Origin of the sequence: Rhodococcus sp. BUPNP1 (assembly GCF_002215235.1) — a bacterium.
Lineage (GTDB): Bacteria > Actinomycetota > Actinomycetes > Mycobacteriales > Mycobacteriaceae > Rhodococcus.
This window is the reverse complement of sequence record NZ_NERM01000020.1, coordinates 43,586-69,097: the sequence shown is the minus strand read 5'-3', so window position 1 is coordinate 69,097 and position 25,512 is coordinate 43,586. Positions and strand designations below refer to the sequence as shown.

The window sequence follows — 25,512 nt, the reverse complement described above, 5'->3', positions numbered from 1 at the left end:
AAAGCGAATTCGGTTCAGAGCAAGCGAAGTTCGTGCGCGCGCGCAATGGCTTCGACGCGATTGCGCGCGTTCAGTTTCTGCATGGCGCTCTGCAGATAGGTCTTCACGGTGTTGCGGGTGAGAGACAGTTCCTGAGCGATTTCGGGATTGCTGTGACCCATGGCCGCAAAACGCAGCACTTCGTACTCGCGCCGGGTCAGGCCGGCCCGGTACAGCGCCTCGGAGGTCACGACTTTTCGTGGTCCCGTCAACCTCGGGTCGACCACCCGGATTCCGCTGGACACACGGTGAATGGCTGTGGCGAAGTCCTGTCCGCTGATGTCCTTGACGAGGCAGCCGTCGGCGCCTGCTTCCATCAGCAGATCGATGGCACCGTGATCGGCGAACGCGGTGAACAGCAGTATCCGCGCGTGCGGCGCGGCTCGCCGAAGACGCGGAATCAGTTCCGGTGCAGGGATATCGGGGAGTCGAAGATCGAGGAGGATGACGTCGACGGGCAGGGTGCGGGCCAATTCGACCGCGGCCGCGCCGGTCAGTGCCCCTCCCACGACTTCGAGGTCGGTGTCCTCACGGGCGAGCAGTTCCACGCCGCCACGCACGATCGGATGATCGTCGACGACGAGGATGCGGATGGTCTTCGGTGGCGCGGTCATGTGCTCGATCCCTCCAGAGCGTCTACCCAGCCGCGAACGGTGGTGCCACTTTCGTCGTCACTGACGACCGACATGCCACCCCCGAGCCGCTCGAGGCGCCCTGCAGCCAATCCGAGCCCCAGCTGGCTTCCTCGCATCGGATCGTCGGTGCCGTCGACGCCCCGGCCGTCGTCGCTGATGACGACCGTCACCCTGCCCGACCGCACCGACAAGCTGACCACCACGGTGGACGCATCGGCGTGCTTTTCCACGTTGACCAGCGCCTCGCGAACAAGGCGTTGGAGGGCCTCGACGCGGCTGGCATCGAGGTCGGGAGATTCGGTCAGGGGCACGAAACGAGCCGGGATACCGGTCCGGAGCGTGAATGCCTGGCAGTCCTCCTCGATGCCGACCGGAAGATTTCGTTCGGGAGGCCGCGCGGTGAGGTCGGTCAGCGATCGGCGGATGGAAGCATTGACGGCGTGTACCTGTTCGGTGATCTCCTGCAGGCGATCGTGGATCGCCTGCGCGTCAGCGAGGGCGCGCAGGCTCTGCAGTTCGGCGCCGATCCGGAAAAGGACCGGGCTCACGGAATCGTGTAGGGATTCGGCGAGCCGTTTCCGTTCGGCCTCGAGGGCGAGTTCTGTCTGGGTGGCGGCCCTTTGGGCGCTGAGGAGAGTGACGGCGGCCGTTTCGGCGATCGATTGGATCTCTGCGATGACTCGATCACCGAAGGACGAATATTCGCGGGTGCCGACGTACATGGCGCCGAGAACATGACCTTCATAGGCCATGGGCACGGCGAGCATTCCTCGCAGTGACTCCTGTTCGACGAGCGCGTCGAAGTCGTGGGTGATTCCGGGGTCGGACAGATAGTCCCGTACCCAGACGGGTTGTTGGAGCATGATGCTCTTGCCGCCGAGCCCGATCCCTTCCGGCACCACCAGTCGGTGCAGAGCGTTGCTCTTCGTGCCCTGCCAACTGCGGTGAACCATCACCCCATCGACCTCGACGCGCCCGATGAGCGACATGTCGAAGTCGCCGATCTCCCGGATCCGCTGGCCGGCCGTGGTCATCGCCGACGCTTCGTCGGTCAGAACCAGCAGCTCGGCGCGCGAAAGTGCGAGATTGTCGAGGATCGACGGTTTGAGGTCCGAGTGGGTGAACTCGTGAGCTGCAGTAGGTGTATTTTCCGACACCGGCTTTCCTCGATCTTCTTTCCGGGGTCTCGGGTGACCCGTCATGGTGGCTCGGTCACAGCTTCAGCGTATCGGACCGGTTGTTCAGGTTGATCAGGCACTCGAGCAGGAAGTAGTCGCCCCAGATCAGTTCGTTTCGGGTCGCGAAGTCGCGGCGTTTGTCGAAGCAACCGTCCATCAGGATCCCTGCCGGTCTGCTGTCGTGCGGTCCGGTGGGGGTGAGGTGATCGAGGAGTGCCTCGACGTGGGCGACGGCCCGGTCCCGGAAGTCGGTCCGCTCAGGGACGAGCCGGTCGAGCTTGAGCAGCGCGGCAGCGGCGATGGCCGTGGCGGAGGTGTCGATCGGAACGTCCGGACCGGTGCCGGCGTCGAAGTCCCAGGACACGACGGCGCCGGTCGGTGTGCGGTCGAGCCACCACTCGGCCAGGCGCACGGCGGTCGGCAGGAAGGACGGCGATGACCACTGTGCGGCCTGGGCGTATGCCACCATCGCCCACGCCTGTGCCCGGCCCCAGGTGCTGTCGGCGTTCATGCCCTTGTGGGTGTAGCGGTCCAGCAGTGCACCATTGGCTGTGTCGAATCGTGCCGACTGACAGACCGAGCCATCGGTGCGGATGCACAGTTCGATGTGCCGCTGCGCGTGGCGGATCGCGGCGTCGTGGAAGCGTGGGTCGCCGGTATGTGCCGAGGCCCACGAGAGCAGCGCGACGGTGCCCGGGACGGCGTCGATGTTCGCGGCGCCTTCTCCGACCGCTTCTGCTTCTTCTGCTTCTGCTCCGAGTGGGATGATGCCGGCGCGATCGTTGAAGCTGGTGAGCAGTCCGTGGGCACCTGCCAGAGCGGTCTGCGCCGCGTCGTCGCTTCCGGTGACGAGGTGGTTGACTGCCGCCCCGTACCAGAAGAGGAAGCCGCGGAAGGCGGTGTCGGAATTCTGCCGGGGCAGGATCTGCGCGGTGATGTCGTCGGCGAGGTGTGCCAGGCGCTTGTCACCCGAGGCGGCGAAGCCGAGTGCGGCCAGGCCACCCCAGAATCCTCCGGTCCAGTTTCCGTCGGCGGTGGTGGTCCATTCGCCGGATTCGATGTCGCCGTAGTGCGGGAAGGTGCCGTCGGTCTGCTTGGCGGTCGAGTCGATCCGCTCGAGCATCGCCTCGATCGCCGCGGTGTACCGGGAGTTGGTCACGACCGGCCTCCGGTGGTGAGGACCGACTTGAGCGTGCGCCCGTCCCGCATATCGGCCATGGCGTCGTCCGCCTCGGTGAGCGGGTATTCGGTGACCATCGACGCGAGATCGAAGTGGGCGGTCAGCCGGGGGAGGGATTCGACGTATTCGAGGTGGTTCTGCGGCGAGAACGCCCAGCTTCCCAGCACCTGCAACTGCTTCTTGGTGATGTAGTGGGGGTTGATCGGGGTGGTGCCGTGGTCGGTGTACTGCCCGACGACGAGGTACTTGCCGCCGCGGCGGGTGAGGTCGATGCCTTCGGCCACGGCGGTCGGGACTCCGGTGGCCTCGATGACGACGTCGGCGCCGCGCCCGTCCGGTGTGTGCGCGAGGATCCGTTCCAGGCGGGCCTCTTGATCGGTCTCGGTGAAGATGTCGATGTGGATGTCGCCGATGCCGGCGGCCTGCGCGACCTCGAGACGGTTGGCCGGCCCGCCGACGATGATCACTTTCGCCGCGCCGGCGAGTGTGGCGTACATGGCGCAGGCCAGACCGACCGGTCCGCTGCCCTGGACCACGACGACATCACCTGTCTGCGGCTTGGCGATATCGTTCACGGCGTGCACGGCCGTCGGGCCGGCGCAGCCGAGTGCGATTACCTGCTGCGGGGTCACCGAGGACGGGATGCGGATGATCGTCGAGCCGGGCTGGAGGTAGATCTGTTCGGACCACCCACCCGACAGATGGGGCCAGTCGGCCGATGACTGGTTGATGCCGTACACCTTGCGGGTCTCGCACAGCGACGGTTCGTGCTGGTCCTGGCAGTAGTAGCAGTGCCCGCACGGGATGTTGGACGCCCATGAGATCGCGTCCCCGACGTGCAGTTGCTCGCCCCGGGCATCGGTGGTGACTCCCTCCCCGAGGGCGTGTACGCGACCGACCGCCTCGTGTCCGAGGATGAGCGGTACCGGAATGGGCAGGCGACCTTGCTGCAGGTGGATGTCGGTTCCACAGATTCCCGCGTGCGTGACGTCGACGACGACCGCGCCGGCGTCGGGGGTCACGCGCGGAAACGTCGTCGCGGTCATGGTCTGTCCGAAGCCTTCGAGCACCATCGCCGTGGCGGTGCCGGTGGTCGGGCTCGTCGGGTCCGTCTGCATCGTATTACTCATCGGATCACTCCCTTACTGCGCAAGGTCTGGACATCGGACTCGGAGATACCGAGCTCATGGAGGATTTCGTCGGCATGTTCACTGACCGCCGGCACCCCACGGCGCACCTGGGCGGGGGTGCGGGACAACGTGACAGGGTTGCCCATCAACCGGGTGGTGCGCACACCCTCGATCTCGACGTCGACGAGCGTGCCGTTGTGCCGCGTCTGGGGATGATCGAGCGCTTCTTGCAGGGTGAGCAGCGGTGCGCACAGCAGATCGACCCCGTCGAACAATTCCGCCGCCTCGACGGTGCTCAGCTGTGCGACCAGCGGACGCAGAACCGCGTTGGCGGCCTCTTTGTTCTCTGCCTGGAGCTGTGGTGTGGCGAACGTCGGCTGGACGGACAGATCGTCGATGCCGAGAGCTTTGCATGCCAGACCCAGAGCGTTCTCGCGGAACAGGCCGAGTACCAAGAGCAGACCGTCGGTCGTTTCGAAGATGCCGCTGTACCAGTCGCTGACCCAGTTGGTCTCACGCTGGTACGCCAGCAGTGTGGAGCTTTCGAGAGTCTGCAGGGCCAGTGCTGTATCGAAGAGGTTGACGCTGACCTTCTGGCCGCGGCCGGAGCGCTCGCGTTCGAACAGTGCTGCCAAGATTCCCTGGGCGAGGGCCATACCCGAGGCGTAGTCCACGGTCGGTACCGGATGTACGTATGCCGAGATCGACGGGTCGCCGCACGCGCGTGCCATTCCGCTCAGTGCCTGCGCGAGCATGTCCTGGCCTGCTTTGTGGGCGTACGGTCCGGTCTCGCCGAATCCGGTCGCAGTGCCGTAGACGAGCCGAGGATAGCGCTCGTGCAGATCGTCGTAGGTCAAGCCCAGTCGTTCGACTGCCGCGGTCCGGTAGCTGTGGATGAGAACATCCGCCTCCGCGAGGAGCTGATGGAGAATGTCCTGCCCCTCAGGGGTTTTCAGGTTCAGTGCGATGCTGCGCTTGTTGCGGTTGACCGCGGCGAAGTAGGCACTGGGGCGACCTTCGTCGAGTGACTCGCGATCGAGGCCTCGCAGCATGTCTCCGTTGACACCGCGCTCGACCTTGATCACTTCGGCGCCGAGGTCGCCGAGAACCTGTGCGGCCACGGGCGCCTGCATGATCTCGCCGAGGTCGAGGACCCGGATGCCGCTCAGCGCTTGTTGTTGCTGGGGGTGGTGCACGGTGCGCCTACTTTCCGTATACCGACTTGGCGATGATGAGTCGCTGGATCTGGTTGGTGCCCTCGTAGATCTGGGTGATCTTGGCGTCGCGCATCATCCGCTCGACCGGATAGTCACGGACATAGCCGTATCCGCCGTGCAGTTGGAGCGCATCGGTGGTCACCGACATGGCGGTGTCGCTGCACAGCAGCTTCGCCATGGCCGCCTTCGTCCGTCCCGCCGGTTCCCCGTCGTCGATGAGACGGGCTGCGTCGTACAGCAGCGTGCGGGCCGACTCGATCTTGACGGCCATATCGGCGACCATGCCGCGCAGAAGCTGGAAGCGGGAGATGGACTGGCCGAACTGCTCGCGGTCGGTCGTGTACGACACGGCGGCATCGAATGCGCCCTGTGCGATGCCGAGGGCCTGCGCGGCGATGAGTGCCCGGCTGACGTTCAGTTCCTCGGAGATGTACGCGAACCCCTGGTAGGGGTCGTTGACGACCCGGACGGCGGGCAGTCGGCACTCGTCGAAGTTCACGTCGGTCGTGGGGCTGCCGCGCATACCCATCTTCTTTTCGGGAGCGCCGAAACTGACGCCGGCGTCGTCCTTGTGCACCATGAAGATGCCGAGTGACTTCTCGCCGGTCTTCGCCAGCACGGCGTACCAGTCGGCCCACGGCGCATTGCTGATGAACCGCTTCTGACCGTTGAGGATCCAGTCGGACCCATCCTGGGTTGCGGTCGTTGCGATCGCCGACAGGTCCGAGCCCACGCGCGGCTCGGTCATGCACCATGCGGCGCCGGCGGCGCCCGATGCGACGTTCGGTACCACCAGTTGCTTGAGTTCGTCGGAGCCTTGGCGGAGCACGGTGGAGGTGCCGGCCCAGTTGACCAGCATGACCAGTGCCGTGCTTGCACAGGACGCTGCGACTTCTTCTACAGCGATGACCTGGGCGAGCAGGTCGGCTCCACTGCCGCCGAGGCTCTCGGGGTAGGCGAGTCCGGGCAGGTCGTTGCTGCGCAGGGCTGCCCAGGATTCCGCGGGGAATCGTTCCTTGTCGTCCACATCGGCGGCGTGCGGTGCGATCTTGGTCTGCGCGAGTTTGCGGACGCTCTCGCGGAATTCGCGATATTCGATACTCATGAATTACTCCTGGTCTGTGTGGGGAAGGTGATGATTCGGAAGTTCGACGGTCACAGTGGGGGCCAGCTCAGACCCGTCACGGACGAGGGGATACCGGCTGCGGCCGCCCGTTGGGCGAGGTCTTCGGCGACACCGGCACGGCGCAGCACGTCCTCGGTCTTGACGTGGGTGTCGGTGGCGCGCCGTGTCGGGCCGTCGGAGAACACCGGGACCACGGGGACCGAATGAAGTGTGAAGTCCGGGTCCCGGGCCACGATCTGATCGAAGGTGGCCAGTTCGTGCGGTTCGAGTACCGGTGTCACGCAGGCATCGACATCGGCGAACACTGTGGTCCACTCCGCCATCGTCTTCGTCTCGAATGCTGTGGTCAGTGACTTTTCGATGTGGTCCCAGGTGGACTCGTCGAAATGGTTCGGAACGGAACCGAGGTCGAGGGTGGTCCACAACCGTTCGAAGAAGGCGGTCTCGAGGGCCCCGACTGCGACGTAGCGATCGTCGGAGCAGCGGTAGCACCGATAGAACGGCATCGATCCGGTCAGTACGCCGTGTCCACGTCCGGGCAGCGTCGGCGTCTGCCAATCGACGAAGTTCATTCCCATCATCGACAGCACGCCGTCGACCATGGCGGCATCGATGTACCGGCCTTTGCCTGTACGCGTGCGGTCGTAGAGGGCGGACATGATGCCGAATGCCGACAGCAATCCGCCGCCTGCGAAGTCGGCGACCAGGTTCAGCGGCAGTGTCGGCGGGTGATCCGAGGGGCCGAAGGTCCCGAGGGCACCGGCGATGGCCAGGTAGTTGATGTCGTGCCCGGCGCGCTGCGCCATGGGCCCGTTCTGGCCGTAGCCCGTCACGCTGCAGTAGACGAGTCCGGGATTGAGGGCCGACAGTTCCGCGTAGCCGGCGCCCAGCTTGTCTGCCACCCCGGGGCGGAATCCTTCCATGAAGACGTCGGCTTCCGAAACGAGGGTGTGCAGGGCGTCGAGGCCGTCGGCGGTCTTGAGATCGAGCGAGATGAATTCCTTGCCTCGCGACAGCGCGGGCACAGGGAGCCCGGAACGACCACCACCGATTGCGATCACTTCTGCGCCGAGGTCCGCGAGCAGCATGCTCGCGTACGGTCCGGGCGCCAGACGTGTCATATCCAGTACCCGAACCCCCGCGAGTGGTCCTGTCGTTGCGGTCATCGTCGTCCTCCAAAGTCATGCGGTATCTCGTGTGATACCCATCCTGGAGGCGGTGACTGCACTCACACCATCTCCATGTGGAGATGTCGCATCACATCGGTTCTCCCGCACACTGAGATCCACACACTCAGCACGGGACGCTCCGAATTCGACAGGACAGCAATGGAAACCACTGCGACAGACACTCTCCTCGACACCACCGCGCAGGATTACGAGGGGATTCTCGACGCCGCCGAGGCCGCCGCGGCGCCTCTTGCTCGTACGGATCTGCACGAGCGAGCGCACCTTCTGCGGTCGGTGGCCGATGCGCTCGACGCCACAGCGTCGGAACTGGTGCCGCTGGCGGCCGCCGACAGTTCACTGCCCGAGCCGCGCCTGCGCGGCGAAGTCACGCGGACGACGACGCAGCTGCGGATGTTCGCCGAGGTCGTCGAGGAGGGCTCCTGGCTGGAAGCGATCATCGACACGGCCGATCCGGATGCGCACCCTGCTCCGCGTCCCGATCTGCGTCGGATGCTCGTGCCCACCGGACCTGTCGCAGTGTTCGGTGCGAGCAACTTTCCGTTCGCATTCGGACTCGGCGGCGGAGACACCGCTTCGGCATTGGCTGCCGGCTGCCCCGTCGTGGCCAAAGCCCACCCCGCTCAGCCGCGATTGACCGCCGCTTATGCGCGGGCGATCTCCGAGGGACTGCGGGCGGGCGGCGCCCCGGACGGCACCTTCGGGGTTGTGCAGGGCGCCGAGATCGGACGTCAGCTCGTCCAGGATCGGCGTATCACCGCCGTCGGGTTCACCGGCTCGACATCGGGTGGCCGTGCGCTGGCAGATCTGGCAGCCGGCCGCCCGGATCCCATCCCGTTCTACGGTGAGCTCGGCAGCACCAATCCGGTGTTCGTGACACCTGCGGCCGCCGAGGACCGGTCGGGCAAGATCGCCGGCGAGTTCCTCGAATCGTTGCTGCTCGGCGCGGGGCAGTTCTGCACCAAGCCGGGGCTGCTGTTCGTTCCCGAGCAGAGTTCGATCGAGTGGCTCGTTCGAACCGCGGTCGCCGAGGATTCGTTCCGTCTGCTGCACGCAGGGATCCGTCAGTCGTTTCTCGAGGTGTCCCAGCAGATCCTCGACCATCCCGAGGTCCGGCCGGTGGCAGTGCCCGAGCAAAGTGGTCTGGACGATCTGTCGGTGCGCCCGGTCATCGGCGTGACCGACGCTCGGGCACTGTGTCGAAACCCTCAGGACCTGCTCGAAGAATGCTTCGGTCCGTTCGGGCTGATCGTGACATACACATCGATCGAGGAGTTGTACGCGGCGATGGCTGTCCTGCCGGGCACGTTGACAGCGACCGTCCACGGAACCGATGACGATCCCGATGCTGCGGGACTGCTCGGTGCGCTTGCGCGCCGTGCGGGGCGCGTCATCTGGAATGGATGGCCCACCGGTGTGGCCGTGGGTTGGGCTCAGCACCACGGTGGTCCCTACCCGGCCACCAACTCGGTACACACCTCCGTCGGAGCGACCGCGATTCGGCGGTTCCTGCGTCCGGTCGCCTACCAGTCGGTGCCCGAAGCGAACCTGCCGTCCGCTCTCGTCGATGCGAACCCGTGGGGTATCCCCCGCCGGGTGAACGGCCGGCTGTCGTAGGGCCACCGGTGCTCGCGATGTCGCCTCGGTTCGGACTGGGTGCGCAGAGGACTACGTCTGTTGCGTGGCTCCGGACCGGGTTTGTATGTGGCGTTGTGTCACACGACCTTCCGGACCGGCGCGGGTAGTTGCGCCCAGGTGTGCTGCACAACCAACGACACGGCGGTCTCCGGAGGGAGGCCGCCGTGTCGTTGGTTGTGGGTCTCAGGAGGTGATGGTGTCGGGAGTGACCGGTTCTGTGTCGGCGACGGTGGTCTTTCCGCCGTTCTCGTCGACGAAGTACAGGATCACTGCGCCGATCATCGGTCCGACGGCGAGGGCTGCGAACGCTGCCAGGAACGAGCCGGTGGCGGAGAAGACCGCGCCGATGGCGAGGGGGACGAGGGTGCTGGCGATCTGCCAGAAGGCGTTGGATGCGCCGGCGGCTGTGCCGGTGACCTCGCTCGAGACCAGGCGGGGGATCATTGCGACGATCAGGGGCAGGTATCCGTAACCGACCAGACCGAGGATGGGTGCTGCGATGAGGAGCGCAGGGACGTTGTCCAGCGTTCCGAAGAAGATCAGGATGACGGAGAACAGCGCGAGAATGACGATCGCGGGCTTTCGGGCGCTGCCTATCCGGTCGCCGAGTATTCCGGTGAGGGGTTTACTGACGACCGCCACGCCCGCGAAGATCGCCACGATGAACCCGGCGGTGGTGCCGGAAACGCCGTGTCCCTTGATGAGCAGGGCGTTGGACCAGGTGACGAATCCGTATGTGCCCCAGAACCCGCCGAATCCGGCGAGGGAGAGCAGCATGAGATCGCGGTTGGTGGTCAGGGTCTTCCAGGCGGAGGGGCGCTTGCCGTCGCCTGCGGTAGCGATCGTGTTGGTGACCGGTCCCGGCCGGATGATCACGTAACAGATGACCGCCGTGACGATCGAGATGGCACCGAAAAGATGGTAGGAGGCGTGCCAGCTGTAGTGGTTGATCATCCACGGGACGGCGGTGTTGGCGATGACGGTGCCGAGCGAGGTCGCGGAGGTGAACAGTCCCATGACCTTGCCGAGTTCCTTGGGCTGGAACCAGCTTGCCAGGAGCTTGACGCCTGCGGCGTAATCCGCGCCGGCGAAGAAGCCGACGACTGCTTGCACGCCGATGCCGATGACCGCGGAGGTGGTCGATCCGAAGATCATCATGAACACGCCTGCGCCGGCGAGTGAGACGGTGACCACCTCGCGGCCACCGAACCGGTCGGAGAGCACCCCGGTGAGGGCGTTGGAGCAGACGTAGCCGATGTAGTACGCGGTGGCGAACACGCCGAGGCTGGCCAGTGGTACGCCGAGGTCCTCGCCGACGAACACCGATGCCGGGCCCCAGGTGGAGCGATCGACGGAGGTCATGGTGAAGGCGAGCCAGCAGAGCACGAGCACGACCCACCGATATCGGTTGCGTGCCTGTTGATCAGGTGATGTGGAAATCGTCTGCACGAGGGGTTTCCTGTCTGGTCTCGGCGCGATAAGGGGGTCTCGGGTTGGGTTGCTGCTACCCGGGTTCTCGGGGGAGAGGATCGCTGCCGTCGGTCGAATAGCGTTGGTGCAGTCGAGGTGTGGAAGGGACTGTGAACGTCACGAGGGGGTATGTCGCGGAAAGTTCAGGGTGGGTCACCTTCGACCGGTCGAGCGCTGCACCTGTTTTATCAAGGTGATCGCGTTCACACAATGTTTGCGTCCGTTTGTGGAGCAATTGCGCGCTATTCGGACGCATTTAGCTCGCTGGCCCGGTCTGCAGAGGCTCCCACCGGCCGGATCGTGTGATCGCCGCTCGATCCGTCGATCACGCGGCGCGCAGGGCGCTGTCCCGATGACGACCGCGATCACCGGACAGGGCCCTCACACGGCTGCGAGCTCCTCGCGGATCTGCTCGGCCGCAGTGCGCAGAGCGGTGAGGATCGATCCCCGCATGTGATCGAGTGATACCCGCGAGGACTGGGCGGAGACGTTGAGAGCAGCGACTGCGTAGCCTTCGGCGTCGCGAACGGGCACGGCGATCGACCGCACTCCCTCGGTGAGTTCCTCATCCGCCAGCGACCATCCCTCGTTGCGTGCGGCGAGAATCTTCTCGCGTAGTTCGTCGGTGTCGATCGTGGTGGCCGCGGTGTAACTGTGGGTGTCCACGCTAGCCAGATAGGCGTCGAGTTCGGCATCGGTGCGGTCGGCCAGGAGTACACGACCGGTGGCGACGGCGTAGGCCGGCAGACTCGTCCCGACCACGATTTCGACCGTGAGGACCCGGTCGGCCTGGACCCGGTCGACATAGAAGATCCTGTCGTGATGCAGCACGGTGAGCGAGGCCGTCTCCTGCGTCTGCTCGGCCAGGCGTTCGAGGTGGGGCCGGACGATCTCGGGAAGTCCGCTGCTCAGGACGTAGGCGTCGCCGATCTCGAGTATCGCGGGGCGGGCGGTGTAGGCGGTGCCGTCGTAGGACAGATAGCCCATGTACTCGAGTGTCAGCACGAAGCGCCGGGCCGCGGTGCGGGTGATACCGGCGAGGGTCGCGACTTCGGTGACCGACAGGGGGCGACGTTCTCGCCCGAACAGTTTGAGTACCTCGAGCCCCCGGCCGAGAGCTTGAACGTGATCGCGGTTCTGCTCCGGGGTCGTCGTGGTTGCTTCGTTCTCGCTCACAGGCTCAACCTATCTACTTCGTGTGATGCTGCCGATCGAGTGGGGGCGTGAGAAGTGCGGATCCCCCAGAGGCCGAGCGCGACGCATACTGCGTACAGCGCTGCCGCCGCAGACCAGCCGGTCGCGAATCCGCCGGTGTGATCGGTCAGCAGGCCCATCAGAGCGGGCCCGCCGGCGAATCCGAGATACATCCCGACTGCGATGGCGCTCGAGGCGCGGCCTACGGTGCTGGTCCGAACCACGCGGAGCGCACCGGCCATCAACACCACATTGGCTGCGAGGGCGGTCGCACCGTGCACGCCGACGCCGATCCACAGGAGGGCAAGCCATCCCCAGAGTTCGGCACCGAGCAGGGCGAGTGCGCCGAGCAGGGAGCCCGATGCGAGGACCAGTAGCAGGGTGAAGGGGCCGGTTCTTCCGGAAAGCGCGCGGCCCCAGCCGATTCGCGCGGTGACACCGATCAGGCCGGCGATCGCGGCGGTCAGCCCGGCCACGGTCAGGTTCAATCCCATTTCGTCGTGCGCGAACAACGGAAGATAGACGTTGGTGGCCTGAAGGGCGGCGCCGGAGAACAAGGCGTAGGCGGCGAACAGCCAGACGGCCGGAGGCAGGGTGCGGCGCTCGGTGCGGTCGGAGGAGGGTGCGGCACGCTCGGGGGCGCTCGCCGGCCGTTGGGAACGGTTCCGGGACGGTGCGCAACGCCAGGCCCAGAGGGCCGAGATGCCCGCGATGGCCGCGCCGACCCATAGTGGGCCTCGCCATCCCCAGGCAAGTGCCAGGGTGGGGCATCCGACTCCGGCGGCGAGTTGGCTGACCTGCACCCCGGACTGCTTCACTCCGATCCAGGGAGAGCGTTTGGCCGGTGGGGCATTATCGCTGATCACGCGGTTGGTGACGGGATTCGACAGGGCCTGTGCAGCCCCGGACAAGGCCATGGCTGCGAGTAGCCACAGGTAGTTCGTCGACAGCGCCGCGATGACGAACGAGAGTGCGGCGCCCGCGAAGATCGTGACGAGCAGTGCGCGAGCGGGGAAGCGGTCGCTGAATCGCCCGAAGGTCAGGGACAGGGCAGCCGCCGCCAGGAAGCTGAGCGTGGCGAGCATTCCGAACTGCGCCGCGGTGATGCCGAGCGAGTCGATGACCAGCGCGCTCGTCGCGCTCAGGCCGTAGGTCAGCAGTGGGCCGATCGCCATGGCTGCCGTCAGCAACGGCAGTAGTGCTCGGGAATTGCGGTTGTTCACTACAGGCACTCCATCGACAGTCCTATCGCTGCGCGACGGTGCGCACGATCTCAGCGCAAAGCGTCCGCATAGCGTTCAAGAAACCTATCTTCGGACGCAAGTGTCGCACGTCCTAGGGTGTGGCACCTACCTCGCCGCGTCCCCGACTCTCGTGGGCCATCGAAGCGTGGCGACATGTGACGGGAGGCCGCGGAGCACGCCGTGGGTGTTCGGCGACGGGTGGACGTGCGCGTCCTCGCGGCATGGGATGCGCTCAGACGTCGATTCCGGCGCGCAGTTCCAGGGAGATTCGACCGGCGGTTTCGAGGAGTGGGGGAAGGTACCGCGGAACCAGGGTGCGCGCGGATTCGTGCGTTTGGTACATCGACACGGTGAGTGCGCCGACGACGCGGCCGGTTCGGGAGCGCAGCGGCACGGCCAACGCTTGCACTCCGACATCGAGAACCTGGTCGGCGAAGGCCCAGCCCTGGCGGCGGATGATGTCCAATTCGCGCTCGAGTCGACTGCGCTCGTCGTGGGCGGGCGCCGGGTGCGGGTCCTGGGGAGCCGAGAAGTCGAGATGTCGGTTCAGTTCGGCTTCGGGAAGTGCGGCCAGCAGCACCCGTCCGGTCGCTGTCCGATGGGCGGGCAATCGGCTGCCCGCCTTCAAGGACACCGACATGCCGGACGCAACCTCCACTCTGCTGACGTACCGGATGTCCGGACCGTCGAGCACTGTGACGGACGCGGAGAGACCCAGGTTTCGCGCAAGTGCCTCGAGGTGTGGCTGGCACACGTCGGCGAGGGTGAACCTCGACAGGTTGGCATAGCCCAGCTCGAGTACCTGCGGTGTCAGGGTGAACTTGCGGCCGGAGACCTCGACGAATCCGAGTTCGACGAGGGTGTGCAGGAATCGGCGCGCCGCCGAGCGGGGGAGTCGGCACCGCTCTGCCACCTCGGTCAGTGTGAGGTGGCGATGCTCGCGGTCGAAGGCGGTCAGCACTGCGATGGCGCGTTCGAGTGATTGGACCGCGTCCTTCGGGCGGGCCGGCCGCACGGGGGTCGACGTCGGCATGGCGTCCACCGCGCTATTGGCTCGCGTCATCTGTTCCCTCTCCGGTGCCCTCACTGAGTGGGCTTCTTCGATCCCACGACCGCGAGTGTAGTGGAGTCCGATGTGCGCGCATATGCGCGTTCTTTTCGGACCTTCCACGGCGGCGTGCGCACCTTCGCCGGTGGTGATCCATCGCGTGTCCCGGCGACAGAAACAGCGAGTACCAGGGGTCTTAGGGCGAAAAGTAAGGCCGCCCATGGTTGACGGTGCGAAGCGACGTGTGCCACAGTGCTCCCACCGATCAATTTCCGCGCACGTGCGCGCTATTCGGACGCAATCAGTCGTTGAAGGTCGAAAGGACTGCCATGCTGACGCAAGACCAGAACACTCTGCTGGTTCAGACGGGCCCCGATACGCCCATGGGCCGGCTTTTCCGCCGGTACTGGATCCCGGCGTTGCTGGCGGAGGAGTTGCCGGAGCCGGACTGCGCCCCGGTCCGGGTCAAGCTGCTCGGCGAGCAACTGATCGCATTCCGCGACACCCAGGGCAGGCTCGGACTGCTCGACGAGTTCTGCAGTCACCGCACCGCCTCGCTGTACTTCGGCCGCAACGAGGACTGCGGCCTGCGCTGCGCATACCACGGCTGGAAGTACGACGTCGAGGGCAACTGCGTCGACATGCCGTCCGAACCGGAGGACTCGAAGTTCAAGTCCCGGATCAAGCAGAAGGCATACCCGTGTGTCGAGCGCGGCGGCGTGATCTGGACGTACATGGGTCCGCCCGAGCTCAAGCCCGAACTCCCCGAACTCGAATGGGCCATGCTCGGCGACGGCCACCGATTCGTCTCGAAGCGACTGCAGGAGACGAACTACCTGCAGGCAATGGAGGGCGGCATCGACTCGAGCCACGTCTCGTTCGCCCACCGATTCAACCTCGACGACGACCCGATGCACTCGGGGACCGAGGGCAACAAGTACCTCAAGGCCGACACCCGCCCCAAGTTCGAGGTCGCCGAGAGCGACGGCGGTCTGGTCATCGGTGCTCGCCGCAACGCCAACGACGACGAGTACTACTGGCGGATCACCCAGTGGATCATGCCCTGGTACACCATCATTCCCCCGTTCGGCACCCACAATCCGCTCGGCGGGCACGCCTGGGTGCCCATCGACGACGAGACGTGCTGGGCGTGGAGCATCAACTACCACCCCACCCGGGAGCTGCGCGAGGACGAACTCGCGTCGATGCGCAACGGAGACGGAATCCACGCCAAGTACATCCCCGGGACCTACCGGACGCTGGCGAACAAGGACAACGACTATCTGATGGACCGCGAGGCCCAGAAGCAGAAGAAGACGTTCTCCGGCATCGAGGGCATCGCCGCCCAGGACTTCTCCCTGCAGGAATCGATGGGAGCAATCTGCGATCGCACCAAGGAACGCCTCGGAACCTCCGACGCCGGCATCATCTTGGCCCGCCGCCGACTGCTCGCCGCCCTCGAGGAACTCGAAGCGGAAACCCTGCCCGGCCTGCAGCCCGAACACCAGCGTGTGCGGTCGACCTCGGTCCTGCTGCCGAAGGCAACGCCCTTCCAGGAAGGTGCAGAGGACGCACTCCGCATGGTCGAAGGCGAAGACTTCGTCTCCATCTGACCACTCCGGCAACAAGAAGCAAGGAATCCGTCGTGACCAATAGAGCCGACATCGACACCGCATCGACACCCTCGTTAGCCGGCCCGCCGACGATGGTCCGCGCCGCGGTATCGATGCCCGACACAACAACGACCATCCGCCACCTCGACACCAGCGCAGCCGTCGGTGCCGTGGGCTGGCTCGAAGTCGAATCCTCCGCGGTGTGCGGAACCGATGTCGGTCTCTATCGGGCCGGACTGGACTCGCCCACAGTGCTCGGCCATCACGTCGTCGGGACCGTCGTCTCGGTGGATCGGACCCAGTCCGCCGCATGGGACGTGCGGCCCGGCGACAGGGTCGCGCTGGAGGAGTACCTGCCGTGTATGCAGCAGGACTGCCCGGCGTGCCGCATCGGTGATCACCGCATGTGCCCCCAGACGGATCTGTTCGTAGGAAAGCGGCGAGTAGGTCTGGTCCCGGCGAACGACGGGTCCGGTCTGCACGGCGGCAACGCCGAATACATGCAGCTCAGCGCAAACAGCCTCGTGTACCGCCTACCGGCGGATCTCGATGCGGACCTCGCAGCGTGGACACAGCCCTTCGCCAACGCGCTGGATTGGACGGTCGATGCCGGCGGCGCCGAGGAGGGGTCGACGGTCGTGATCATCGGCCCCGGCTACCACGGTATCTCCGCAGTAGCCGCAGCCCGGGCTGTCGGTGCCGCCCGCATCGTCGTGATCGGGGTACCGGAGTCGGCCGGGCGCCTCGAGATCGCCGAATCTCTCGGTGCGGTGCCGGTGATCAACGACAACGACGACCTTGCCGAACTGATCCTGCGAGCCACCGGCGGTGAGGGAGCCGATGTACTCCTCGACACCGTCGGACTCGGGGGACAGGCCGTGGCCGCCGCCGCCCGTGTGCTGCGCAAGCGGGGCCGGCTGGTCATCGGCGGATTGGGGTCGACCCCGGTCTGCGAACTCGATCTCAAATCTCTGGTGCGCGGCGCCAACACCATCGTCGGTGTCCGAGGCCGCTCTCCTGATGCAGTCACACGCAGCATCGAACTTCTCGCCGGCGGCCGATCCGGATTGGAGATCGTGCCCTCCGTCGACGTCGGCCTCGACGAGGTCGACGACATGTTGGGGCGGATGGCCACCGGACAGGGGCCGGTGAGCCCCCACGTCGTGATCCGTCCACAGTTGCGCCGCCCGAACACTCAGAAACGAGGAACGCTGTCATGAGCGAGACGACACCCCGCCGGCTGTCCTACGTAGCTCGAATACTGCTGGTGCCCCTGGGGAAGTCCGGTGACGACCTGGTCGAGCAGATGGCTCGGGCGGGGTTGACCGATGTCGACGTCGTCACCGCGCACTCGCCCGCCGAGGCGGCCGTACGCGACATCAACGCCGAGGCCACGGTGGTGCGTCGTATCGACGAATTGGTCACCGAATCGGACATGGTCATTCTCATCGGTTCGGTACTGCCCCAGGTCCCCATCGGCTTCGCCACCGCCATGGCCGAAGCAGCCCGCGAATCGGGCAACCTGCTCGCCGGTGTCCTGATCGACCAACAGGACTGGGACAGCCCGCAAGGGGCCGAAGCGATGGCAGTACTGCGGATGGAACTCGACATGCTGGTGTCCCTCACCCAGGTCTCTCTCGCCACCGCCTTCGTCGACGTTCTCAAAGGGGGATACCGCACCCCGGGTGCTTACGCGCCAGTTCTCTCGACCTCAAGGATCTGACAATGACACAAGAGACCAGCCGCCTCGTGGTCCGGCAACAACGACTCGAATCCGACGGCGTGTTGTCGCTGACCCTCGAGCACCCGGAGGGGGCCGCCCTCGACGAATGGGAGCCCGGAGCACATATCGACCTCGTGCTGCCCTCCGGGACCGTTCGGCAGTACAGCCTGTGTGGTGACCCCGAGGACAAGACTGCCTACCGGATCGCCGTTCTCAAAGAAGAGCAAGGACGCGGTGGGTCGAAGGAAATCCACGACAGTGTCCGGGTGGGGGACCTCCTCGCGGTGCGGGGACCCCGCAACCACTTCGCCCTCGAGCCTGCACCCCACTACCTCCTGATCGCCGGAGGAATCGGAATCACTCCCATTCTTTCGATGGCACGGAAACTGTCACGGGAGAACGCCAGCTGGTCCGCACTCTACGGCGGCCGCAGCCGCGCCACGATGGCATTCGTGGAAGAGATTTGCGGACTCGGCGAAGTAGACGTCTGTCCTGCAGACGAATTCGGAAACCTCGACCTGGCAGCCGCCGTGGCCGACGTTCCGGCCGGCACCGCCGTGTACTGCTGTGGCCCCGAAGGTCTACTGCAGGCGGTCAAATCGGTGTGTGGTCCGGCGCTCGGTGACGAAGCAATTCATTTCGAGCGGTTCGGTGCCCCTGTCGTGGAGGTCGATTCTTCCGAGGCTGCCGACGCATCGGACGGGCAGTCGCCCACCGAATTCGAGGTCGAACTGCGCCGGACCGGGTGCACGTTGAAGGTGCCTGCAGACCGCACCCTGCTCGAAGTCGTTCTCGAAGCGAACCCGAACATCCTGTACTCCTGCGAGGACGGATTCTGCGGGTCCTGCGAAACCCGCGTGCTCGACGGAGTTCCCGAACATCACGATTCGATCCTCTCTCAGGCAGACCGAGACAAGGGCCAGACGATGATGATCTGTGTCGGACGTTCTCGCACACCCACGCTGGTCCTCGACGCTTGACGTAGCGGGATGCTGCGAGGAGTCGGGTGTCCGCCTTCCCACGTTTTCAGATCACGGGACGGACCACCCGCACTCGCACTATCCATTGCAGGGCCTGCGGTTGCTGCAACCGGGCATGCTCGTTGCCGAAGAACTTCTCGAACCATGCGTCGACGGTGCCGCATCGGCAGGGGCTATCGCGTCCCTCGATTCCGGTATCGGATCTAACTTCCTGGACGACGCGATCGGTGAGACTTCCAGCGCCTTTCTTCCGGCCGCGAACACACCTCGGCGGCCCTGACGAGCGCTCGTCCATTCTTCGGGCGGGGTGGAAGCTGCGGCGACCGGATGGTCGCTGCAGCGATGATCGATCGAATCGTTCCACCAGCCGATGTGCTGACCCCGCGGGCGCCGACTACCGCGTGCGGAGCGGAATCGTCGACCGTGCACTCGGATTCCGTACCAATCACCGCGGCGAGATCGGCTATCCCCGCGAGTGCCTCGTTGCCCTCGCAGGACTGTCAGGCCGGACGTCGATGACGTCCGGCCTGCCGGTCCTGGAGACCTGTCGCCAGCGCCGAAGCGCCGATAGTGCGACCAGCTGTCCGTGCACGTGGGCACTGTTGTTCGCGGGTAGAAGTTCTCATACTTGTCGACCTCGCACCCTTTGAGGGCCCTGCGAACCGCCCTCGCGCATGTCTTCTTGAGGTGTTCAGGACCGCATCAAGACCTGATTCCATGGATCGGTCGTCGCATCCTTGATGTCGGTGTTCTTCCGGAGGCACGCCTGCAGGGTGCAGTGATCGTTTCGCGCTCGGTTCGCGCACGGATGTCGCGCCCGGGTGCACCCTTCGAGGGATCTCACAGAAGCCGGCCGAGCCTTCCGGCGTACTCGTTCAGTACGGGCACGGCCGCTTTCTGGAGGTCGTGGAGGGTGGTTCTGGCAGTGGATGCACTGACACTCATGGCCGCCACGGTTTCACCGCGGGCGGTTCGGACCGGTACGGCTATCGACAGCATGCCGCGTTCGATTTCTTCGTCGGTATACGCCATGCCGCTCTCCCTTGCTGCCAGAATCCGTTCCCTGACGGCATCGATATCGGTCAGCGTCTGGGGTGTGCGTGTCTGGAGGTTGCACTGTCGGAGATAGTCGTCCAGTTGCGTATCGGTCAGTCCTGCCAGCAGTACTCGACCGGTTGCCGAGTTGTGGGCGGGCAGTTTGGCGCCGACCCGGACTCCGGTCGACACGATCCGGGTGGCCTCGGCGCGGGCGACGAACAGGGCCCACCCGTCTTCGAGAACAGCGAGCGATACCGATTCGTCCAACGCATCGCGAGCCTCGGTCAATTGCGGCTGGGCGAGTTGCGGGAGCGGCGCGGTGTCCAGATAGGCGCCGCTGAGACGGAGCATTCTCGGTGTCGGGCGGAAGTTTCCGTTGTCGTGGGTCAGGTAGCCGAGCTCGACGAGGGTGAGCAGGCAGCGCCGTGCCGCGGCGCGAGAGGTGTTGGTCCGCTGTGCGGCATCGGTGACGGTCAGTTGTGGGTGGCGGATGTCGAAGGCTTCGATGACCGCCAGACCCTTCGCCAATCCGGCCATTCCTTCGGGGGCGCGGGAAGAACTCTTGACACTTTCTTGGGCGTCCTGCTTAATTGTTCGAGAATTGCTCATCTGTTCGTTATACGAACAAGCGCGGGGTGTGTCAAGCCCAAGCGAGCGAGTTCTCTGATGTCCCGACTGGTTGTCCAGACTGAGGAGAAATAATGGAAAGCAGCGTTGTCGACACAGGCCGCGAGACCCCGGTGGAGTGGACCGACGACCTCACCCGAGTGCCGTATCGGGTGTTCCAGGACCAGGATGTCTACGCCGCCGAGCAGACCAAGCTGTTCCAGGGGCCGTATTGGAGCTACCTGTGCCTCGAGGCAGAGGTGGCCGGCCCGGGAGACTACTGCTCGACCTTCGTCGGCGAGACGCCGGTGATCGTGGCACGTGATCGCGACGGGGAGCTCTACGGATTCGAGAACCGCTGTGCCCACCGAGGTGCCCTCCTGGCACTGGACGACCGCGGGAACACGAAGGATTTCACCTGCGTCTACCACGCCTGGAGCTACAACCTGCAGGGCGATCTGACCGGCGTCGCCTTCAAAGACGGAATCAAAGGCAAAGGGGGAATGCCTGATTCGTTCTGCATGGAGGATCACGGCCCGCGCAAGATGCGCATCGCCGTCCTCCACGGCCTGGTCTTCGGAAGCTTTTCCGATGACGTGCCGGACATCGAAGAGTATCTCGGCGAAGAGATCACGAGCCGGATCGCCCGGGTCCTCAGTGGCCGTACGCCCGAGATCATCGGACGCTTCACGCAGGTGCTTCCCAACAACTGGAAGCTGTACGTAGAGAACGTCAAGGACTCCTACCACGCCAGCATCCTGCACCTGTTCTTCACCACCTTCGAACTCAACCGCCTGTCGCAGCGCGGCGGGATCATCGTCGACGAGAGCGGCGGCCACCACGTCAGTTACTCGGCGATCGACCGAGACGCCGAGAAGGACGTCGCCTACGCCGACCAGAACATCCGATCCGAAAGCGCCTACAAACTGGCCGATCCGTCGCTGCTCCAGGGGTTCAGCGAGGTCGGCGACGATACGACGCTGCAGATCCTCTCCGTCTTCCCGGGTTTCGTGCTGCAACAGATCCAGAACTCCGTGGCCGTGCGCCAGATCCTCCCGACCGGAGTCGAGCAAACCCGCTTGAACTGGACATATCTCGGATTCGAAGAAGACACGCCCGAGCAGCGGGAGATCCGTCTCAAGCAGTCCAACCTGGTGGGCCCCGCAGGTTACATCTCGATGGAGGACGGCTGCGTCGGAGGTTTCGTGCAACGCGGAATCGCAGGTGCAGCAAGCGAGTCTGCAGTGCTCGAAATGGGAGGAAGTCTGGCCGAATCCAGCGAGAGCCGTGTCACCGAAGCATCGGTACGCGGCTTCTGGAAGGCATACCGGACCGCGATGAACCGACAGGAAGAGGCATGAGCATGAACGACTTCCAGCGAATCGGCCGTGTGCAGGCCGACTACTCCCGTTGCATCGACGAGGGCCCGCTCGAGCGTTGGCCGGACTTTTTCGTCGAGGACTGCATGTACCGGATCACCACCGCGCAGAACTACAGCGAGGGCCTGCCCGCAGGACTGGTATGGGCCAACACTCGCCGCATGCTCGTCGACCGCGTATCGGCACTGCGCGAAGCCAACATCTACGAGCGACACACCTACCGTCATATCCTGGGCCAGCCCCTGGTGCTGGACGAGAACGGCGACGGTATCCATGCCGAAACCAGTTTCCTGGTGGTGCGGGTGATGCGTGACGGCCAATCCGACATCTTCACCAGCGGGCGATATGTCGACCGGTACGTGGAGGTCGACGGCCAGTTGAAGATTGCCGAACGGGTCGTGGTGTGCGACAGCACCAACATCGATACCTTGCTGGCGCTCCCACTATGAACGGGTCCCCGCCGCGGGTCCTGCTCACAATCGGCGACCCGAACGGAATCGGCCCCGAAATCGCGGTGAAAGCCGTCGTGGCAGCACAGGAACATCCCGCATTCAATCCGGTCCTGGTGGGCGATCGACATGTCATCGAATCGCTCGCCCACCAGGCCGGCATGACGCTCCGCGAGACGGTCGACGGCCACCGCGCACCCCTCGCCGGTGTGGTCGACATGCTCCCCGTCGACTCGTTGCCCCCCGGAGCGTTCGCTCCGGGCCGGGTGAGCGCAGAAGCTGGGACGGCGACCGTGGCGTACCTCGAACGCGCGGTGCGCTGCCTGCAGGGCGGTGGAGCCCGCGGCATCGTCGCGTGCCCGCACTCGGAAACCGCGATCAACGCCGCCGGTATCTCTTTCAACGGATATCCAGGCATGCTGGCCGAACTCGTCGGCGCGCGACGGGACGAGGTTTTCCTGATGCTCGTCGGTGCCGGCCTGCGCATCGTGCACGCCACCTTGCACGAATCATTGAAAGATGCGCTCGGGCGCCTCACACCGGAGCTGGTGTACAGGGCAGCGCACGCTGTGGTGCAGACTCTTCAGGACCAGGGCATCGCGTCCCCGCGTATCGGCGTGTTCGGTATCAATCCGCATGCCGGAGAAGGCGGCCTGTTCGGCGACGACGATCTGCGGGTGACAGCGCCTGCGGTCGAGCGGCTGCGCGCCGCAGGGATCGACGCCTGCGGACCGGTCGGAGCCGACCTCATGCTCGGCGATACCAGCTTCGACGCGTTCGTCGCCATGTACCACGACCAGGGCCATATTCCCGTCAAACTCCTCGCCGGACGCACCGCAGCCGCGATGACGATCGGCGCCGGCGTGCGGTTCTCCAGTGTCGGGCACGGCGCCGGGTTCGACATCGCCGGCAAGGGAACAGCCGATGCGGACGCCGTTGTCGCGGCGGTGCGGCTGGTCGGCGCCTCATCACACGTAACCGCAGGAGTCACGTCATGACCTACCAGGTAACCGTCACGGGATCGGACATCAATTTTCCGTGCGAGCCCGACGAGAGTGTGCTCGACGCGGCGGAACGCGCGGGATACGCGATCCCGTACTCGTGCCGCAAAGGCGTGTGTTCGAGTTGTGAAGGTGCGCTCGATTCCGGCAGCCTCGCGGTGCGCGGCCGGGGAACGGCGCAAGGCCCCGAAAACGGAGTGCTGTTCTGTCAGGCGCAGCCCACCACGGACGTCGACATCACACCGAAGCGGATCACCGAACGAGACAAGGTGGTACGTAAGCAACTCACTGCGAAGGTCCACCGAATCACTCGCCCGACACCCGATGTTGCGGTCGTGCAGCTGCGTCTGCCCACCGGAGTGCGTGCGAAGTTCGCCGCGGGTCAGTACCTCAAGGTTTTTCTCGACGACGGGGACAGCCGGAACTATTCGATGGCGAATCCGCCGCACGAGAACGACGGAGTGCAATTGCACATTCGTCACGTGCAGGGGGGACGATTCTCCGAGGAGGTGCTTCGCACGCTCGAGAAGGGAAGCAAACTGAGAATCGAGCTGCCCTACGGCGAGTTCTCGTTGAACCCCGACTCGGACAGGCCCGTCATCTTCGTCGCCAGCGGCACCGGCTTCGCCCCGGTGAAGTCGATCGTCGAGGACCACCTCAAACGCGGGGGAGAGCGGTCGTTGCATCTCTACTGGGGTGCACGACGGCAAGAGGACATCTACCTGCCCGAGTTGCCCGAGAAGTGGGCCTCGGTTTCGGACCGGGTTTGCTTCACTCCGGTCCTGTCGCATCCCGCCGAGGACTGGACCGGTCGCACGGGTCTCGTTCATCGAGCCGTGCTCGAGGATTATGCGGACCTCAGCGGCCACGAGGTCTATGCATGCGGAAGTCCCGCAATGACCTCGGCGGCACGCGAGGATTTCGTCCACGAGGCCGGTTTGGCACCGGACAACTTCTACTGCGACGCCTTCGTACCGTCGGGCGATCTTGTTGTCACCGCGTGATCCGCTACCACCACATCCGGGAATCCCGGTACCAGACACTGTGAGGCACTCATGTCCATCGCACCATCGCGCGTGACACTGCCGGATTTCATCGATTCGCGGCCGGTGAGTCGATACCAGTACATCGTGATCGGCCTGTGTGGGTTGGTCATGTTCATCGACGGCTTCGACACCCAGAGCATCAGCTACATGGCGCCCCACATCGCCGAGGAGTGGGGTCTGTCGAAACAAGTGCTCGGGCCCATCTTCTCTGCCGCTCTCGCCGGTCTGATGGTCGGCTATCTGGCGCTCTCGCCGCTGTCCGAGCGGTTCGGTCACCGCCGGATGATTATTGCGAGCACAGTCCTCTTCGCGCTCGGCACGTTGGCCGCGGCCTGGTCGCAGAACGTCACCGAGCTGATGGCGTTGCGTTTCATCACCGGAATGGGACTCGGTGCTGCTGCGCCCAGTGCCATCGCGCTGACGGGCGAATACAGCCCCAAGCGTCTTCGAGCGACCTTCGTCCTGGCGATCTACTGCGGTTTCTCCCTCGGTTTCGTCGCGGCAGGGTTGGTCTCCGGTTGGCTGATCCCGATCTTCGGCTGGCGGTCGGTGCTGGTCGTCGGCGCAGTAGCACCGCTTCTGCTGCTCCCGGCATTGCTGCGCTTTCTGCCGGACTCGCTCACCTTGATGATCAACAAAGGTGCCGAACCCAAGCGGGTCAGGTCGATCCTGCGCAGGATCGATCCCGGTCTCGCCGCCGGCTCCGACTTCACCTACGAGGCAGAGAAGCAGCCTGACGAACAGCGCACTGCACTGAGGAACCTGTTCACCCGTGACCGGGTGTTGGGCACGCTGCTGCTGTGGTTGGTCTTCGTCATCAATCTCGGTGAGTTCTACGCACTGCAGAGTTGGCTACCGTCGATCATGACGAGCCTGGACTACGACATGGGTACGGTGGTCACCGCTACGACCCTGACGACTGTCGGCGGCATCGCTGCGGCGTTTGTCACCGGGCCGTGTATGGACCGACTCGGTGCGTATCTCACCCTCGGAACGGTGTACATCGTCGGATTCGCGTTCGTCGCGTTGACCGGTCTTGCTTTGAGTGCGCCGTTGTGGGTCCTGCTGACTGCCAACTTCTTTGCTGGTGTGTGTATCAGCGGTGGGCAGAAGAGCTTGATCGCCTTGTCTGCGGTGTTCTATCCGACGTCGATGCGTTCGACCGGTGTCGGTTGGGCATTGGGTGTGGGCCGCATCGGTGGAATCGTCGGGCCGATCGTGGTCGGAGCGGCTCTCGGGATGGGGTGGTCCGCCAGTGCAGTGTTCTATGCGATGTCGATTCCCATGCTCGTGGCCGGCGTGGCGGTACTGCTCCTGGGTCGATGGGTCCGGAGCGACAAACACCCCGACCGTGCGGTGGCGGAAGGTCAGTCGCTGGCGCACAAGTAGTA

At 65.1% G+C, this 25,512-nt stretch carries 22 protein-coding genes; 10 read left to right on the top strand and 12 right to left on the bottom strand.

Features of this window, described 5'->3' with window-relative positions; all coding sequences use genetic code 11:
- Positions 1–14: 14 nt before the first annotated feature.
- The 7 genes from B9C99_RS19070 to B9C99_RS19040 are packed head-to-tail and all read right to left on the bottom strand — an operon-like array spanning position 15 to position 7,671.
- Positions 15–653, bottom strand: coding sequence for a response regulator transcription factor (locus B9C99_RS19070; protein WP_088898949.1), 639 nt, complete (start codon positions 651–653; stop codon positions 15–17).
- Positions 650–1,831, bottom strand: a complete 1,182-nt coding sequence (locus B9C99_RS19065; RefSeq protein WP_088898948.1) for a GAF domain-containing sensor histidine kinase — start codon at positions 1,829–1,831, stop codon at positions 650–652. The genes B9C99_RS19070 and B9C99_RS19065 overlap by 4 nt, the downstream gene beginning before the upstream one ends.
- A 55-nt stretch (positions 1,832–1,886) precedes the next feature.
- Positions 1,887–3,011, bottom strand: coding sequence for a glycoside hydrolase family 88 protein (locus tag B9C99_RS19060; protein WP_088898947.1), 1,125 nt, complete (start codon positions 3,009–3,011; stop codon positions 1,887–1,889).
- Positions 3,008–4,162 (bottom strand): zinc-binding dehydrogenase, encoded by a 1,155-nt coding sequence (locus B9C99_RS19055; protein WP_088898946.1) that lies wholly within the window; start codon positions 4,160–4,162, stop codon positions 3,008–3,010. Before B9C99_RS19055 ends, B9C99_RS19060 begins: the two co-directional genes overlap by 4 nt.
- Complete coding sequence (locus B9C99_RS19050) at positions 4,159–5,358, bottom strand: CaiB/BaiF CoA-transferase family protein (RefSeq protein ID WP_253250133.1); 1,200 nt, start codon at positions 5,356–5,358, stop codon at positions 4,159–4,161. The genes B9C99_RS19055 and B9C99_RS19050 overlap by 4 nt, the downstream gene beginning before the upstream one ends.
- 7 nt (positions 5,359–5,365) lie before the next feature.
- Entirely contained in the window at positions 5,366–6,484 is a 1,119-nt protein-coding gene (locus B9C99_RS19045; RefSeq protein ID WP_088898945.1) for an acyl-CoA dehydrogenase family protein, read from the bottom strand.
- A 50-nt stretch (positions 6,485–6,534) separates the two neighbouring features.
- A complete protein-coding gene (locus B9C99_RS19040) occupies positions 6,535–7,671 on the bottom strand; it encodes a CaiB/BaiF CoA-transferase family protein (protein ID WP_088898944.1) in 1,137 nt (378 codons plus the stop codon).
- Positions 7,672–7,833: 162 nt separating this feature from the next.
- Between B9C99_RS19040 and B9C99_RS19035 the strand changes: the two genes are divergently transcribed.
- Entirely contained in the window at positions 7,834–9,309 is a 1,476-nt protein-coding gene (locus B9C99_RS19035; RefSeq protein WP_088898943.1) for an aldehyde dehydrogenase (NADP(+)), read from the top strand.
- 204 nt (positions 9,310–9,513) lie between these two features.
- Here B9C99_RS19035 and B9C99_RS19030 read toward each other — a convergent pair whose 3' ends face one another.
- The 4 genes from B9C99_RS19030 to B9C99_RS19015 form a co-directional block, all read right to left on the bottom strand.
- The gene (locus tag B9C99_RS19030) at positions 9,514–10,722 is read right to left on the bottom strand and encodes an MFS transporter (RefSeq protein WP_253250132.1); all 1,209 of its coding nucleotides are present in this window, start codon (positions 10,720–10,722) and stop codon (positions 9,514–9,516) included.
- A gap of 459 nt (positions 10,723–11,181) precedes the next feature.
- The gene (locus B9C99_RS19025) at positions 11,182–11,976 is read right to left on the bottom strand and encodes an IclR family transcriptional regulator C-terminal domain-containing protein (protein WP_088898942.1); all 795 of its coding nucleotides are present in this window, start codon (positions 11,974–11,976) and stop codon (positions 11,182–11,184) included.
- Positions 11,973–13,217, bottom strand: a complete 1,245-nt coding sequence (locus B9C99_RS19020) for a nitrate/nitrite transporter (protein WP_088898941.1) — start codon at positions 13,215–13,217, stop codon at positions 11,973–11,975. The genes B9C99_RS19025 and B9C99_RS19020 overlap by 4 nt, the downstream gene beginning before the upstream one ends.
- A 253-nt stretch (positions 13,218–13,470) precedes the next feature.
- Positions 13,471–14,301, bottom strand: coding sequence for an IclR family transcriptional regulator C-terminal domain-containing protein (locus tag B9C99_RS19015; protein ID WP_230792359.1), 831 nt, complete (start codon positions 14,299–14,301; stop codon positions 13,471–13,473).
- 314 nt (positions 14,302–14,615) lie between these two features.
- Here B9C99_RS19015 and B9C99_RS19010 point away from each other — a divergent pair, with 314 nt between their 5' ends.
- The 4 genes from B9C99_RS19010 to B9C99_RS18995 are packed head-to-tail and all read left to right on the top strand — an operon-like array spanning position 14,616 to position 18,602.
- On the top strand, positions 14,616–15,899 hold the full coding sequence (locus tag B9C99_RS19010) for an aromatic ring-hydroxylating dioxygenase subunit alpha (RefSeq protein WP_006552202.1): 1,284 nt from the start codon (positions 14,616–14,618) through the stop codon (positions 15,897–15,899).
- A 32-nt stretch (positions 15,900–15,931) separates the two neighbouring features.
- Positions 15,932–17,119: a zinc-binding dehydrogenase gene (locus B9C99_RS19005; protein ID WP_088898940.1), complete on the top strand. Its 1,188-nt coding sequence runs from the start codon at positions 15,932–15,934 to the stop codon at positions 17,117–17,119.
- Positions 17,116–17,622, top strand: coding sequence for a hypothetical protein (locus B9C99_RS19000; RefSeq protein WP_039584288.1), 507 nt, complete (start codon positions 17,116–17,118; stop codon positions 17,620–17,622). Before B9C99_RS19005 ends, B9C99_RS19000 begins: the two co-directional genes overlap by 4 nt.
- Before the next feature lie 2 nt (positions 17,623–17,624).
- Positions 17,625–18,602 (top strand): PDR/VanB family oxidoreductase, encoded by a 978-nt coding sequence (locus tag B9C99_RS18995; protein ID WP_088898939.1) that lies wholly within the window; start codon positions 17,625–17,627, stop codon positions 18,600–18,602.
- Between the two features lie 840 nt (positions 18,603–19,442).
- Here the strand turns inward: B9C99_RS18995 and B9C99_RS18990 are convergent.
- A complete protein-coding gene (locus B9C99_RS18990; RefSeq protein WP_172415007.1) occupies positions 19,443–20,249 on the bottom strand; it encodes an IclR family transcriptional regulator C-terminal domain-containing protein in 807 nt (268 codons plus the stop codon).
- 170 nt (positions 20,250–20,419) lie between these two features.
- Here B9C99_RS18990 and B9C99_RS18985 point away from each other — a divergent pair, with 170 nt between their 5' ends.
- From B9C99_RS18985 to B9C99_RS18965, 5 genes are all read left to right on the top strand, one after another.
- The gene (locus B9C99_RS18985; protein WP_253250131.1) at positions 20,420–21,607 is read left to right on the top strand and encodes an aromatic ring-hydroxylating dioxygenase subunit alpha; all 1,188 of its coding nucleotides are present in this window, start codon (positions 20,420–20,422) and stop codon (positions 21,605–21,607) included.
- Positions 21,604–22,074: an aromatic-ring-hydroxylating dioxygenase subunit beta gene (locus tag B9C99_RS18980; protein WP_006552196.1), complete on the top strand. Its 471-nt coding sequence runs from the start codon at positions 21,604–21,606 to the stop codon at positions 22,072–22,074. The genes B9C99_RS18985 and B9C99_RS18980 overlap by 4 nt, the downstream gene beginning before the upstream one ends.
- Positions 22,075–22,151: 77 nt before the next feature.
- Positions 22,152–23,072 (top strand): PdxA family protein, encoded by a 921-nt coding sequence (locus B9C99_RS18975; protein WP_230792357.1) that lies wholly within the window; start codon positions 22,152–22,154, stop codon positions 23,070–23,072.
- Positions 23,069–24,079 (top strand): 2Fe-2S iron-sulfur cluster-binding protein, encoded by a 1,011-nt coding sequence (locus tag B9C99_RS18970; RefSeq protein ID WP_088898935.1) that lies wholly within the window; start codon positions 23,069–23,071, stop codon positions 24,077–24,079. Before B9C99_RS18975 ends, B9C99_RS18970 begins: the two co-directional genes overlap by 4 nt.
- 51 nt (positions 24,080–24,130) lie before the next feature.
- Positions 24,131–25,510, top strand: coding sequence for an MFS transporter (locus B9C99_RS18965; RefSeq protein WP_088898934.1), 1,380 nt, complete (start codon positions 24,131–24,133; stop codon positions 25,508–25,510).
- Positions 25,511–25,512: the final 2 nt, after the last annotated feature.